Source organism: Shewanella aegiceratis, from assembly GCF_019457495.1.
In the GTDB taxonomy this organism is placed as follows: Bacteria; Pseudomonadota; Gammaproteobacteria; order Enterobacterales; family Shewanellaceae; genus Shewanella; species Shewanella loihica.
In genome coordinates this window covers 361,888-375,763 of the sequence record NZ_CP080416.1, presented here as the reverse complement: position 1 = coordinate 375,763, position 13,876 = coordinate 361,888, and the positions used below count along the sequence as shown (strand labels likewise).

Sequence of the window (13,876 nt, the reverse complement as noted above, 5' to 3'; positions counted from 1 at the left end):
AGACGCCCTGCTCCTATAGTGCTACTTTAATAACCAGAAACTTTCTCATTAACCACACCTCGCTATTTCGATTAATATCCAAACAACTTTATGCTATTAGTCCCAAAATAGCTTTGTCTCGCAATATACAAGACCCACCACGATGAATTTATCAGAATTAAAAGAGAAGTCGATTTCAGACCTAGTCATTCTGGCTCAGGATATGAAAATCGAGAACATGGCCCGAGCCCGCAAACAGGACATTATTTTCGCAATCCTTAAAGCCCACGCCAAAAGCGGTGAAGATATTTTCGGTGGCGGGGTACTAGAAATCCTGCAAGATGGTTTTGGTTTCCTTCGTAGCGCAGACGGTTCTTACCTGGCAGGTCCAGACGATATCTATGTTTCACCGAGTCAAATTCGCCGCTTCAACATGCGCACCGGTGATACCATTTTTGGTAAAATCCGTCCCCCGAAAGAAGGTGAACGTTATTTCGCGCTACTGAAAGTCAGTGAAGTCAACTTCGACAAACCCGAAAACTCCCGCAGCAAGATCCTCTTCGAAAACTTAACCCCACTTCATGCAGAAGAACGTATCCGAATGGAACGTGGTAACGGTTCAACCGAAGATATTACGGCCCGTATTCTCGACCTCTGCTCGCCAATCGGTAAGGGCCAACGTGGTCTGATCGTGGCGCCGCCAAAGGCTGGTAAGACCCTGCTGCTGCAAAACATTGCCCAGAGCATCACTTACAACAACCCAGAAGTTGTACTCATGGTACTGCTGATCGACGAACGTCCAGAAGAAGTAACCGAGATGCAACGCCTGGTGAAGGGGGAAGTGGTCGCCTCTACCTTCGACGAACCAGCCAGCCGTCACGTACAGGTAGCCGAGATGGTTATCGAGAAGGCCAAGCGTCTGGTAGAACACAAGAAAGACGTAGTGATCCTGCTCGACTCTATTACCCGTCTGGCACGCGCCTACAACACAGTGATCCCTTCATCAGGTAAGGTTCTTACCGGTGGTGTGGACGCCAACGCATTGCACCGTCCTAAGCGCTTCTTCGGCGCAGCCCGTAACATAGAACATGGCGGCAGCCTGACCATTATCGCCACCGCGCTGGTCGATACCGGCTCTAAGATGGACGAAGTGATCTACGAAGAATTTAAGGGTACGGGTAACCAGGAACTTCACCTGTCTCGTAAGGCCGCCGAGAAGCGTGTCTTCCCAGCTATCGACTTCAACCGCTCGGGTACCCGTCGCGAAGAGAAGCTGACCACACCGGACGAGCTACAGAAGATGTGGATCCTGCGTAAGATCCTCAATCCGATGGACGAAGTCAGCGGCATGGAGTTCCTCATCGACAAGCTGGCGATGACCAAGACTAACGAAGAGTTCTTCACCGCGATGAAACGCGCTAAGTCTTAATATAAGTCTTAATATAAGTCCTAATATTAGTCTTAAAATGTTATCGATAAAAAAGCCGCAACGATGCGGCTTTTTTTATGCCTGCTGAGTAAAAGCTGGGGCTAGGTTCTTGGCACGCTGTTGGCAGCGCTGGCGCAGATGCTCCCTCAGGGTCAGCACCAGAGGCGTCACATGTTGCCGCCCAGGACACACAAGATAGAGATCGGCGCTCTCGCCGCTGTATTGGGTAAGCAGCGGCACCAGGGCGCCGCTGGCCAGGTCATCCGCCAGATCTAGGGATGATTTGTAGACGATCCCCTTGCCCGCCAGCGCCCACTTGCGAGCGACTTCTGCGTCGTTACAGGTGCGATTGCCAGACACCCTCACCCTGTGACTCTGACCGTCGCGATAGAAACACCATTGGTCGTGGGTCTTCTCATCTAACATGAAAAACAGGCAGTTATGCTTCTCCAGCTCGCTTAGGGTCTCGGGGCGGCCATGGGCAGCAATATACTCGGGCGAGGCACACAGGATGCGCTGAGCCGAGCAGATCTTAAAGGCTACCAGGCTAGAATCCTTTGGGGTGCCACTCCGCAGGGCCACATCTATCTTGTCGTGATAGAAGTTGGTCAAGCTGTCGGCGAGATGCAATCTCAGCTGTAACCTAGGATATTCGTCCATCAGATGATCCAGCCAGGGCAGAATATAATTGCGCCCGGCATCGGACGGCAGGGCCACACTCAGCTTGCCGGCAATCTGCGACTTGGCGCAGGCCAGCGCCTGTTCGCCGAGACGCAGGTCCTCCAACGCCCGACGACAATAGCTGAGGTAACGCTCGCCGGCGTCGGTCAGCCTCAGGCTACGGGTGCTGCGGATAAAGAGCACGGTATCCAGCTCCTTCTCCAGCCGCTTCAGGCTGGCGCTGGCCACCGCCGCGGAGATCTCCAGTTCCACCGCCGCGCCGCTCAGGCTGCCGCAATCGGCGACCCGCACAAATAACAATAGATCATTGACCTGCATCGCCTGTTTCCCCGCCGCGTTCGGCACTCTCTTTGAGTGAATTTCTATTAAGCATAGACTGGCTAAAAACCTTACTTTTATCAAAATATTTTTGATAAAAGTAAGCCAAGTGGTGGATTTGGTGCCAATAAAAAAGCCTGCTCGGGCAGGCTTCTTGTGAAGGATGGGGCAATCGACTGAACGTTATAGGCTTATACCAAGGCGGTCGCCATCTTACGTCTGAGATAGGCGATCTGCTGCATATGTGGCAGGTCTTTAGGACAGTTGTCCTGACAGCCCAACAGGGTCATGCAACCGAATACCCCATCCTGATTGCCTATCACGTGATAGAAGTCTTCCACGCTGCGGGCATCGCGACTGTCGAGCTCGAAGCGGGCGATCTTCATCATGCCCACGGCGCCGACGAAGGTGTCGCGCATCTGCTTGGTAGCACAAGCCGAGACACACACACCACATTCGACGCAGCGCTCAAGCTCGTAGAGCTTGGCCGCCTCCTCGGGATCCATGGGCGCCTCGATGCGGTGAATGTCCGCCTCGTCGTTTCTCGGATGCAGCCAAAGCTTGAGACGCTCCGCCAGCTCGCGCATAAACTTACCCGTGTTGACCGACAGGTCGCCGATCAGCTCGAAGCCCGGCAGCGGCATCAGGGTGATCTCCCCCTTGGGATACTTGCTGGTCAGGGTGCGACAGGCCAAGGTGGGATAACCGTTGATCACCATGGCGCAGCTACCGCAGATCCCGGCGCGGCAGACGAAATCGAACTGCAGTGACGGATCCTGCTGCTCACGCAGCATGTTCAGCGCGATAAACACTGTCATGCCCGGCGCCTCTTCCAGCTGATACTTGACCATCTTGGGCTTATCGTCCGGCATCTGAGGATCATAACGGAAGATATTAAAGGTTAGTGTACGACCCTGACTCATTTGCTTTCTTCTCCAAGCTGCTGTCTGTTTCCGAGCGGCTTATCATGCAAACGCTCATTCTTCTCTCTAAGGGATTCTGGCACCTCGAACGGCATCAGCGCGTGCTGGCGCTCATGGCGATCGGCATCTTCGCCCAGGTTACTCAAGATCTCGACTATCTGTTTCTCTCGCTTCTCTGTGTCCGGATGGGCGATGGCGTTGTTGATACCATAGCCACGATAGCCGGGTGGCAGCTCCATCTTCATCACGTCGAGCTGTTCGTAATCCAGCTGAGGACGGGTGGCGTCACTGCTCGGCCAGGAGGAGAGCGTGCGGTTGAGCCACTCTTTATCGTTACGCTGTGGATAATCTTCACGGGCGTGGGCACCGCGGCTCTCGGTGCGCGCCTCGGCGCCGCAGGCAACGGTTAACGCCACCTTGAGCATGCGCTTGACTCTTAACGCCTCGACCAGCTCTGGGTTGGCATGGCGCTTCTTGCACTTGAGGCCCAAGTTACGCGAGCGGATCAGCAGAGCCTCTAACTCCTCGACCGCCTTGGTCAGCTCAGGGCCATTACGGAAGATGCCCACATAGTCCATCATGATGCGCTGCATCTCGCGCTTAAGTTCATAGGCAGACTCACTGCCCTGCCCCTCGACCAGGCCATCTATCTCATCTCGCACCTGAGCCACGAAGCGCTCGGCCAGCGAGGTGTCTATCTCCAGGGTGTTCTCTTCACAGAAGTCGGCCACATACTTGCCGATGATCATGCCGCCCACCACAGTTTCTGCCAGCGAGTTGCCCCCCAAGCGGTTAAAGCCATGCATGTCCCAACAGGCCGCCTCACCCACACTGAACAGCCCCTTTAGCTGTGGACTCTGCCCCTTGGCATCGGTACGTATACCGCCCATGGAGTAGTGCTGGGTCGGACGCACAGGGATCCAATCTTCGGCGGGATCTATGCCGAGGAAGTTCTCGCAGATCTCCTTCACCTCACGCAGGTTGGTCTCCACATGCTTGCGACCAAGCAGGGTGATATCGAGCCATAGGTGTGGACCATAGGGGCTATCGACCCCTTTACCTTTACGCATATGCTCCGTCATGCGGCGAGATACAACATCGCGCGAGGCCAGCTCCTTCTTCTCCGGCTCATAGTCGGGCATGAAACGGTGGCCATCTTTGTCTCTGAGCAGGCCACCATCACCGCGGCAGCCTTCGGTAGTCAGAATCCCCACAGGCACGATGGCCGTCGGGTGGAACTGCACCGCCTCCATGTTACCCAGGGTCGCCACCCCGGTTTCCAGCGCCAACGCCTGGCCTATCCCCTCGCAGATGATCGCATTAGTGGAGACCTCATAGATACGGCCATAGCCGCCGGTGGCGATAGTGGTGGACTTGGCCACATAGGCGCGAAGCTCACCGGTGATCAGGCACCTAGCCACCACTCCATGGCAACGCTTGCCATCGTGGATCAGCGCCAACGCCTCGACCCTTTCGTGTACCGGAATATCCAGGGAGATCGCCTTGTTATCTACGGCGTAGAGTAGCGAGTGACCGGTACCATCAGCGGTATAGCAGGTGCGCCACTTCTTGGTGCCGCCAAAGTCGCGGGCGTTGATCAGGCCATGGGCCTCCTCGGCCTCTTCGATGGTGACCTTCTCGGCGTTTACCACCACCTGGCGCCGCCCCTTGGTGACCCGCGTCCAGGGCACGCCCCAGTTCGCCAGTTCACGCACAGCCTTGGGGGCACAATGAGCAAACATGCGCGCCACTTCCTGATCACAGCCCCAGTCCGATCCCTTTACCGTATCTTGAAAATGTACGTCTTCATCGTCTCCCATGCCTTTGACGGTATTGCCCAAACTGGCCTGCATGCCGCCCTGGGCCGCGGCCGAATGGGAACGCTTGGCGGGGATCAATGACAGCACCAGGGTATCCAGGCCGCGTTCCTTCGAGGCGATGGCGACCCTTAGTCCCGCCAGTCCGGCGCCCACGACTAAAGAATCGGTATATATCAGTTTCACACTTGCTCCTTACGAGGGATAAGAGATCAAATTAGCGTCTAATGGGTTAGCTGGCGTAGGGCAGGAAGGCAAGCAGAGAGGCCAGACCTATCACCACAAACACCACACTTACTATGGTTTTTATTTTTTTAATTCGGGCGCGGGCGTCGATGGCGCGCTTGGCGCCCCACTTGATGGCCACGCGATAGATGCCGATGGCGGCATGTAACTCGACACACAGAAGCAGCGGCAGATAGACCATCCAGACCCCTTGGTTCCAGATACGGTCTGCACTACCCACAGGGCCTATGGTTTCCGGCGCGCTGCCGATCAACCAAAGATGCACGGGCAGTAGCAGGAAGATCCCCACACCTGTGATCGCCTGCCACACCCACAGCTTAGTGTCGTCATGGTGGATCACGCTCATCTGCTGGCGTAGCGCCCGCTGCTGTTGCAGGTTCAGCGGCATCTTATGCACGGCAACCAATACATGGATCAGCGCCAGTAGCGCCACTATGATGGCGATGCCCGACACCACCCAGGGATAACCATGGCCATCGGCGCTGAGGAAGCTCAGCTCCATGGTGCGTGCCACAAATGTCATGGCATCGGCCCCCAACAGGATGGAGGAGACCAACACCAGATGTGTCCAGAGGAACAAGGCCAAGATGACGCCAGAGACACTCTGGCTCATATCGAGCCAACCGCTTACATTATTATTTTTCTTCGCCAGCGACATAGGCACTCCTGTGAAAAGTGGGGAAAAGTGGGAGACAAACAGATTTAAAAACAGCTAGCCTTAATGTCGCTCACAAACCCAACTGAAACCGTGAGATAGATCAAAACACAATCCGATATTTTATAATTTGCTAATCTACCCCGCGCCTACACAGTTATGGCACAAATGGCGTAATTGGCAAGACGAGTGATCGGCCTATCATGATGTAAGAGATGAGGCTCAAGATGCCCAGGGTCATCAGATAGATGATCAACACCTTGATCGCCTTTCTCAACCCCTTACGGTGACGGATAAGCCCCCACTTCACCGCGACGCGGTAGAGTCCTATCATGGCGTGCACCACCACGGCGGGCAGCAACAAGGCGTAGAGCAACCAGGCATTGGCGTGATAGACGCGCTCGGCCGACAGATGGGGGCCGATCTCCGGATTGGTTATCATGGTAAAGATGTGTACCGGCGCCAAGAAGAACAGGATGAAGCCTGTCACCAACTGCCAGAACCAGGCGTGGCTGTCTTTATGCTTGATCCCCTGCATATGATTACGCAGCGCGCGCCATTGCCCCAGCTGGGCCGGGAAGCGACGTAGCGCCACCGCCGCATGCAGCATCACAACCAGCATGATGAAGATAGAGAACACCTTGGTAACGATCGGCATGCCGTGACCATCATCACTAAACATGCCGCCTTCAAGGAACTGCACCACGTGATAGAAGGTCTCTTTACCGAAGAGAATGCTCGACTCGAAGTGCAGATGCGCCAGCAAAAAACATCCCAATAAGATGCCGGTGGCACTCTGTATTCTGTCAGCCTTGGCTGACCAGGGACTGCCCAAAGCAGCGTAATGTGTGTGTTGGTACTGCAAGCTGTTAACCTTCATGATCTTTCTGCGCCTAGTGTCGGGATCTACACCATACCAACAAGTTTTAGGCTGCCTATACGGACAGCTGAAAAGCGTGAGACACCTCACCCTGCTAAGGTGGAACATTTGACGTCGATCACAAACAATCTGCCCACAACGAAACAAAGGTAAAACCAATTAACCAATAGTAATCAGTAATTTAAACGCTTATTTCAAACAATACAATCAATCACAACCGAGGCGAAATAACCGATTGAATTTAGATGCTAAATCCCCCAAATCTCAGTTTCGGCACAGATTCCTCGGCCTTTGCCTTAGGCTTGGTTTACAATAGGGCCATTATTGACCTTATATTGACCTTAGAGAGAAGATCCCATGGCCTGGATCCAGTTAAAGATAGACACAGATAACCAACACGCCGAGCAGCTCAGCGACATGCTGATGGAGCTGGGTTCCCTGTCGATCACCTATGAAGATGGTAAAGACACCCCAATCTACGAGCCTAACCTGGGTGAGACCCCGCTGTGGAGCCACACAGTGATCACCGCCCTGTTCGAGGCCGACTATGATCTGGCGCCCGTGGTGGAGATGCTCAAGCTGCAACCTTATTTAGGTGCCGACTTTAGCCATAAGATTGAGCAGGTCGAAGACAAGGACTGGGAAAGAGAGTGGATGGACAACTTCCACCCTATCCAATTTGGTCGTCGCCTATGGATCTGCCCAAGCTGGCGCGAAGTACCCGACCCAGAAGCGGTCAACGTCATGCTGGATCCCGGCCTGGCCTTCGGCACCGGCACCCATCCTACTACCGCCCTGTGCCTGGAATGGTTAGATGGCCTGGATTTACAAGGTAAAGAAGCGATTGATTTTGGCTGCGGCTCAGGCATTCTCGCGGTCGCCGCGCTTAAATTAGGCGCCGCCAAGGTCACAGGTATCGACATCGACTACCAGGCGATCGATGCCTCTAAGGCTAACGCCGAGCGCAACCAGGTGGCAGACAAGCTCGACCTGTATCTGCCAGAAGACCAGCCTGCCGATCTTAAGGCAGAGGTTCTGGTGGCCAACATCCTTGCCGGCCCGCTGCGCGAACTGGCACCGCTGATCGCCGAAAAAGTTCAGCCCGGTGGCCTGCTGGCACTCTCTGGCTTATTAAAGGAACAGGCCGACGAGATCAGCCAGCATTATGCCCAGTGGTTTGACATGGACGCACCAGTTCACAAAGAGGATTGGAGCCGCTTGACAGGCAGACGCAAATAGGGGTAAAAGCCAGCGGCCGCAAGGCCGCCACAGACTTCTCACCTCGCAAAAGTCAAGCAAAAAAGTTGCTCTCAGGTCATTTATTGACCTTTTCACAGGCTTGAAAAAGGCGTACTATAGCGCCCCTTTGAAGCGCAAGGTGTGATGATTAATGCAGATTGGACCCTATCAACTGAAGAATCAGCTGATCGTGGCTCCTATGGCAGGAGTCACCGACCAACCCTTCCGAAATCTCTGTTTACGCTACGGCGCCGCCCTGGCTGTATCTGAGATGCTTTCGTCCAATCCCGAGGTCTGGGACACGGACAAGAGCCGACAGCGCATGGCACACGCTGGTGAAGATGGGATTCGCTCAGTACAAATTGCAGGTGCCGACCCCGATATGATGGCCCATGCCGCCCTTGTCAACGTACAACAGGGCGCACAGATCATCGATATCAACATGGGGTGTCCTGCAAAAAAAGTGAATAAGAAGTTGGCAGGTTCGGCACTACTGCAGCAACCAGAGCTGGTAAAAGCGATTTTACAGGCTGTCGTTGCCGCTGTGGATGTACCTGTCACCCTGAAGATTCGCACCGGATGGGCACCCGAACACCGAAATGGGGTTCACATAGCCCAAATTGCGCAAGATTGTGGCATTGCCTCGCTCGCGGTCCATGGCCGTACGCGACAATGCATGTACAAAGGCGACGCCGAGTACGACACGATTCGTGCGATTAAACAGAATGTCTCTATTCCAGTTGTCGCAAATGGCGATATCTGTACCCCGGAGAAGGCACATTACGTGCTGGACTACACGGGCGCAGATGCCGTGATGATAGGAAGAGGCGCTCAAGGACGGCCTTGGCTATTCAGAGAGATCCAACATTACTTGGAAACAGGTAATAAGCTAGCGCCCATTGAAGTGGACGAAAAGCGTCAAGTGATGCTGGAACACCTCAAGAATTTATATGCATTATATGGCGAATACAAAGGGTTACGTATCGCCAGAAAGCATGTTGGATGGTATCTGGACCAAGAAGCGCAGAGATCTTTCAGAGCCGACTTCAATCGGCTGGAAACTGTTGAAGAACAACGTTCCATGTTGGAGCGTTATTTTGATGAATTAGTAAAGAATTAATAAAGAGCAGAATACGAATGTTTGATCAGACAACTCAACCAGAAGCTCATCAGCTTACCGTAGGCAAAATCGAAACCGCTAACGGCACTATCAAGCCTCAGTTACTTCGTGACGCAGTGAAGCGCGCAGTAACTAACTTTTTCGCTCAAATGGACGGCCAGGAAGCCGAAGAAGTTTATGAAATGGTGTTATGTGAAGTTGAAGCACCTCTACTAGATATCATCATGCAACACACTCGTGGTAACCAGACTCGCGCGGCCAACATGCTAGGCATCAACCGTGGTACTCTGCGTAAGAAATTAAAGAAGTATGGCATGAACTAAGACTTTCTTAGTCAGCTGTATTGAACGGGCTCACCAGCGATGGTGAGCCCGTTTTGCTTTCTGAATCCACGTCCACACAACAACGTAATAAATAGTCCGCCCACGAAAGAAAAAACGCACACCATCAATAAAATACCTTAAAGTTACCTATTCGTTGCCTACGATTAAATTAGATATGGATATCCTTGATAAATACGAACTGAAAGAATGGTGGTTAACTTCCTTAACGGCTGCACACCGTGACCAAATATCACGCGATTATCAACCAATGGGCTATCCATCTAGCGAGTGTTATCTCTACGCAAACCTGATCGGCAAAACGTATGGTGAAACGGATAAATGCTGTTTATTGAATGTGTTGGCCTGTGTGGCAAAAGATGACGCCAAAGACATCATATGGGACAAAACCGAGCAAGCTGTAAAAGAAGCTCTTAATCGACCAAGGAAGAACTACAAAGACATACATTTAGCACTCACTGGGTTAATTAAACATCACTACAGCCTCCGGGATAACCCTTCGCATTACAACAAAGCTAAGGAGCTTTGTCAGTTACAAATCTCCATCGCAACACAAGCGGCCAAAGTTTTCAGCAAACCACTAAAACCAAAGGGAATCAGTCTAAAAAAGCTCGAGGAAATTTTAGGTCATAAACCTGTAGGTTATGATGTTCCGCAAATAATGCCATCTCATATAGGTTACAAACAACTGGCTATTATTCTTGAAAAGGAAGGTGATCTTAAAGGCGCTCTTGAACTGTCACGAAAAGCCTTAAAACAGGGATGGAATGACGACTATAAAAAACGCATAGCCAAGCTAGAATCAAAACTTGCTAAGCAAAAATAGCTAAATACGACTCCCCCAAAACCAACAAAACGCGGTTAAATCAATACGTTGACTGTTACGGAACAATTCTTTATAACTCAGGTTCTTAGCCAATTGCTGTCTAATCCACAATATTCAAAGATGAAGTTTCAATATATAGCCGTATCTCAACTCCCATCCAAATTTATCCTCTGAAGCCAGCATCTTCACCAAATTATGATCTGCCTCAACTAAACCAACAATCCCGAGTAAAACACTCAAGTTTACGTTGAATTTACTCGGCAACCTCTCTACCATCTAAACACACTTATAAAATACAGCTTTTAAATTGGAGTCACCATGTCTTTATCTACACACTCCCCGTTGGCCTCAGAATTTGCCGAAGAGACAGTTGGCAGCCTAGTGGCCGGCGACTTTCGACGTGCCCACGTCTTCAGCCAATTTGGTATTGATTTCTGCTGCGGCGGCAAGCGCACCCTGGCAAAGGCCTGTGATCGGGCGGGCATCGCCCTGGTGGAGGTAGAGGCGGCGCTGCTGGCCGTGAAGGCGGAAGGGATGCAAGAGGATAGCCTGAATCAGTTACCCTTAGGCGAGCTGATCGACTACATTGAGGCGACGCACCACGACTATGTGCGTGAGAAGGCGCTACTGCTTATCGAATATAGCCAGAAGATGGTACGCGCCCACGGTGAGCATTATGATGAGATAAAGCCCTTTGCCGGCTGGGTGCGAGCCCTGATAGAAGATCTCATGCCGCACCTGATGAAGGAGGAGCAGATCCTCTTCCCCGCCATCCGCGCCATGGCTGCGGGCGAACAGGTGAGTGGCTGTTTCGGTCACATAGGCAACCCCATCAACGCCATGGAGCATGAGCACGATGAGGCCAGCGAGATTGTCGAGCGCCTGAGAGCCCTCACCAACGACTTCACGCCGCCGGCCCATGCCTGCACCACTTGGCGTATCTGCTACGCTACCCTGAAGGAGTTTGTCGCCGATCTGCAGCAGCACATACACATCGAGAACAACATCCTCTTCCCTAAGACCCTGGCTATTTAAAACACAGCCATCTAAAACATCGCTATTTAAAACATAGCTATTTACAACTTGGTAGGAGAAGGGGCGCAGCAACCAGCGCCCCTATCCAATCGACGGCCTATACGCCGACAATCAGATAACCACCGACCAAGGCGATCACGCCGCCACTGAGACGCAGCAGCGGCAGCTTACGGCTCAGCTGCTGCATTATGATGCCAAGCGCCACCCCGAGCAGATGGATCACCGCGGTTCCCGTGAGGAAGCCAAGCGCATAGAGCACAGGGCTGGCTAAGGCCGGCATCTCGGCGCCGTGGGCATGGCCGTGAAAGATAGCAAACAGTCCCACAAATCCCATGGCGAGCAGCAACGGAATGTGCCTACCCAAGGCGATAGCCAGACCAAGCAGTAACACAGACAGGGCGATCCCCAGCTCAACCCAGGGCAAAGCCACGCCATAGAGGCCAAGGATGCCACCGACCAACATGAAGGCCATGAAGGCCAGCGGTACCGTCCAGATCGCCCGCCCACCCAACTGGGTGCTCAACAGGCCCACACTCAGCATGGCCAGCAGGTGATCGAAACCGAGCACCGGATGATTAAAGCCGGTCATGAAGCCCGCACCATGGGTGATCCCGTGGGCGAATACGGGCGTCGTCCACGCCAGCAGCAATAGGGGAAGTAACCTTGTTCGCATAAATCCTCTCTATCCTTGAAATATGAGCACCGACAATAGAGGAATTAAGGTTAACTGACTGTGATGGTTAGCCGAAAAGTACAAATAAGTGACTGACAAGCCTAGTCGATAAGGGCCAGCAGATCGTCAAGATCGCTGCAGGTGATATGGGGTAGTTGCCCCTCAGAAATTAGCTGAGGCTTCCTTCCAACCGCCGGATTCAGCCAGGCGGCCTGACAGCCGGCGCGGCGAGCCCCCTGAACATCGGCCTTAAAGCTGTCGCCAAGGTGCAAGAGCTCATGACAGCCGATATCCAGCCGTTGGCAGGCCTGATAGAACATGTCGGGATAGGGCTTCATGCGGGTGCCGTTACCGGGATGCAGGACAAACTCCAGCACCTCACCCAGCCCAATCCGCTGGGCATCGACATTACCGTTGGTGATGCCAACCAAGGGATAGTGCCGCGCCAGACGAGTGAGCTTAGCAACGACCTCGGGCGCGACGGTAAAGTCGGAGCGCTGCTCGACAAAGTAGGCCAGGGCCTGCTGCGCCGCCTCTCCCGCCTGCGTCTTAGCGTAACCTAAGGTTATCAGCCCCTGCTCCAGGGTCACTAGGCGCGCCGCCGACGTGTCATGGGCCAGGCTTGGGCACTGTCTTATCAGGCTGCGCTTCAATGCCTGCCAATCATCCAGGCCCCAATCTTGGGTCAGTGGATGCCTTTGTGCCAGAAAGCTTAGCAGGCGCTGCTCGGCGGCCATGATGATGGGCCGGTTGTCATACAAGGTATCGTCCAGATCGAAACTGATCGCCTTAAAGGGTCGTAGACCTATGGCCACATTAACCATTACCACCTCGTTTCTTCGCCCTGGGATGGGCGCCGTCGTAGACCTTGGCTAGATGTTGAAAGTCCAGGCTGGTGTAGACCTGAGTCGTCGACAGGTTGGCGTGACCCAGCAGTTCCTGCACCGCCCTGAGATCGGCGCTGGATTCCAGCATATGGGTTGCGAAGGAGTGGCGCAGCTTATGGGGATGTACCCGGGCATTTAACCCTTGCTGCTGACCCCACTTGTTTAGCCTGGCCTGTATGCTCCTGTGGGCGAGGCGTTTGCCCTTGGCGGTGACAAACAGGGCGTCGTCTTCACAGGGCAAAAGTGAGCGCACCTTGAGCCAGTCGTCGATGGCACTCAGTGCCATGCGGCCAATGGGCACGATACGCTCCTTGCTGCCCTTACCCATGACCTTGACCTGATGCTCGCCACTGGCGATATCTCGGGTATCCAGAGCTGCCAGCTCGGCCAGACGCAGGCCCGAAGAGTAGAACAGCTCCATGATCGCCTTATCCCGCAACGCCAGCGGGTCGTCCCCCTCGATAGACAGAAGATGGGTCACGGAATCGAGATCCATATTCTTAGGCAGGGGCTTTTGCTGTTTGGGGGCGCTGAGGTTCAGGCAGGGATCTTTTTTGATATAGCCCTCTTGCAACAGATAGTGACAAAACTGCTTGAGGGCCGACAGCGTTAGGGCGATAGAACGAGGCCCCAGCCCCTTGCGGTGCAGCTTATTGAGCACGGCTTGCAGCTGTTCGTCGCTGACCTCTGCCCAGATAAAACCCTCGGGGAGGAGTTCGCCGACCCGCTCGAGCTCGAAGCGATAGTTTCTAACCGTGTGAGGAGAGAGCTGCCGCTCACTGACCAGATATGAGACAAATTCCTGCACCCAGTCGTCAGACATCACG

14 protein-coding genes are annotated in these 13,876 nt (G+C 53.6%); 6 read left to right on the top strand and 8 right to left on the bottom strand.

The window, feature by feature from the left end:
- Nucleotides 1-142 precede the first annotated feature (142 nt).
- On the top strand, nucleotides 143-1,408 hold the full coding sequence (gene rho, locus K0H80_RS01700; protein ID WP_011864143.1) for a transcription termination factor Rho: 1,266 nt from the start codon (nucleotides 143-145) through the stop codon (nucleotides 1,406-1,408).
- A 75-nt stretch (nucleotides 1,409-1,483) separates the two neighbouring features.
- Here the strand turns inward: rho and K0H80_RS01695 are convergent, their stop codons facing one another.
- From K0H80_RS01695 to K0H80_RS01675, 5 genes are all read right to left on the bottom strand, one after another.
- Entirely contained in the window at nucleotides 1,484-2,407 is a 924-nt protein-coding gene (locus tag K0H80_RS01695; RefSeq protein WP_220072868.1) for a LysR family transcriptional regulator, read from the bottom strand.
- Nucleotides 2,408-2,598: 191 nt separating this feature from the next.
- The gene (locus tag K0H80_RS01690; protein ID WP_144200089.1) at nucleotides 2,599-3,330 is read right to left on the bottom strand and encodes a fumarate reductase iron-sulfur subunit; all 732 of its coding nucleotides are present in this window, start codon (nucleotides 3,328-3,330) and stop codon (nucleotides 2,599-2,601) included.
- Nucleotides 3,327-5,333: a fumarate reductase flavoprotein subunit gene (locus K0H80_RS01685; protein ID WP_220072867.1), complete on the bottom strand. Its 2,007-nt coding sequence runs from the start codon at nucleotides 5,331-5,333 to the stop codon at nucleotides 3,327-3,329. Before K0H80_RS01685 ends, K0H80_RS01690 begins: the two co-directional genes overlap by 4 nt.
- A gap of 46 nt (nucleotides 5,334-5,379) precedes the next feature.
- Nucleotides 5,380-6,051, bottom strand: a complete 672-nt coding sequence (locus K0H80_RS01680) for a fumarate reductase cytochrome b subunit (RefSeq protein ID WP_144200093.1) — start codon at nucleotides 6,049-6,051, stop codon at nucleotides 5,380-5,382.
- 154 nt (nucleotides 6,052-6,205) lie between these two features.
- Nucleotides 6,206-6,928 (bottom strand): fumarate reductase cytochrome b subunit, encoded by a 723-nt coding sequence (locus tag K0H80_RS01675; protein WP_220043991.1) that lies wholly within the window; start codon nucleotides 6,926-6,928, stop codon nucleotides 6,206-6,208.
- A 357-nt stretch (nucleotides 6,929-7,285) separates the two neighbouring features.
- On the opposite strand from K0H80_RS01675, the gene prmA reads away from it, so the two are divergent.
- The 5 genes from prmA (at nucleotide 7,286) to ric (ending at nucleotide 11,489) form a co-directional block, all read left to right on the top strand.
- A complete protein-coding gene (prmA, locus tag K0H80_RS01670) occupies nucleotides 7,286-8,167 on the top strand; it encodes a 50S ribosomal protein L11 methyltransferase (protein ID WP_011864137.1) in 882 nt (293 codons plus the stop codon).
- 151 nt (nucleotides 8,168-8,318) lie between these two features.
- Nucleotides 8,319-9,287 (top strand): tRNA dihydrouridine synthase DusB, encoded by a 969-nt coding sequence (gene dusB / locus K0H80_RS01665; RefSeq protein WP_220072866.1) that lies wholly within the window; start codon nucleotides 8,319-8,321, stop codon nucleotides 9,285-9,287.
- Nucleotides 9,288-9,304: 17 nt separating this feature from the next.
- Nucleotides 9,305-9,610 carry a DNA-binding transcriptional regulator Fis gene (fis, locus tag K0H80_RS01660; protein WP_011864135.1) on the top strand — a complete coding sequence of 102 codons (306 nt, stop codon included), beginning with the start codon at nucleotides 9,305-9,307 and terminating at the stop codon, nucleotides 9,608-9,610.
- A 175-nt stretch (nucleotides 9,611-9,785) separates the two neighbouring features.
- Nucleotides 9,786-10,454 carry a hypothetical protein gene (locus K0H80_RS01655; RefSeq protein ID WP_220072865.1) on the top strand — a complete coding sequence of 223 codons (669 nt, stop codon included), beginning with the start codon at nucleotides 9,786-9,788 and terminating at the stop codon, nucleotides 10,452-10,454.
- 318 nt (nucleotides 10,455-10,772) lie between these two features.
- A complete protein-coding gene (gene ric / locus K0H80_RS01650) occupies nucleotides 10,773-11,489 on the top strand; it encodes an iron-sulfur cluster repair di-iron protein (protein WP_220072864.1) in 717 nt (238 codons plus the stop codon).
- 97 nt (nucleotides 11,490-11,586) lie between these two features.
- Here the strand turns inward: ric and K0H80_RS01645 are convergent, their stop codons facing one another.
- The 3 genes from K0H80_RS01645 to xerC form a co-directional block, all read right to left on the bottom strand.
- Nucleotides 11,587-12,162 (bottom strand): HupE/UreJ family protein, encoded by a 576-nt coding sequence (locus K0H80_RS01645; RefSeq protein ID WP_220072863.1) that lies wholly within the window; start codon nucleotides 12,160-12,162, stop codon nucleotides 11,587-11,589.
- Nucleotides 12,163-12,263: 101 nt separating this feature from the next.
- Entirely contained in the window at nucleotides 12,264-12,986 is a 723-nt protein-coding gene (locus K0H80_RS01640; RefSeq protein ID WP_258406227.1) for an HAD-IA family hydrolase, read from the bottom strand.
- Nucleotides 12,979-13,872, bottom strand: a complete 894-nt coding sequence (xerC, locus tag K0H80_RS01635) for a tyrosine recombinase XerC (RefSeq protein ID WP_220072862.1) — start codon at nucleotides 13,870-13,872, stop codon at nucleotides 12,979-12,981. Before xerC ends, K0H80_RS01640 begins: the two co-directional genes overlap by 8 nt.
- Between the last annotated feature and the right edge of the window lie 4 nt (nucleotides 13,873-13,876).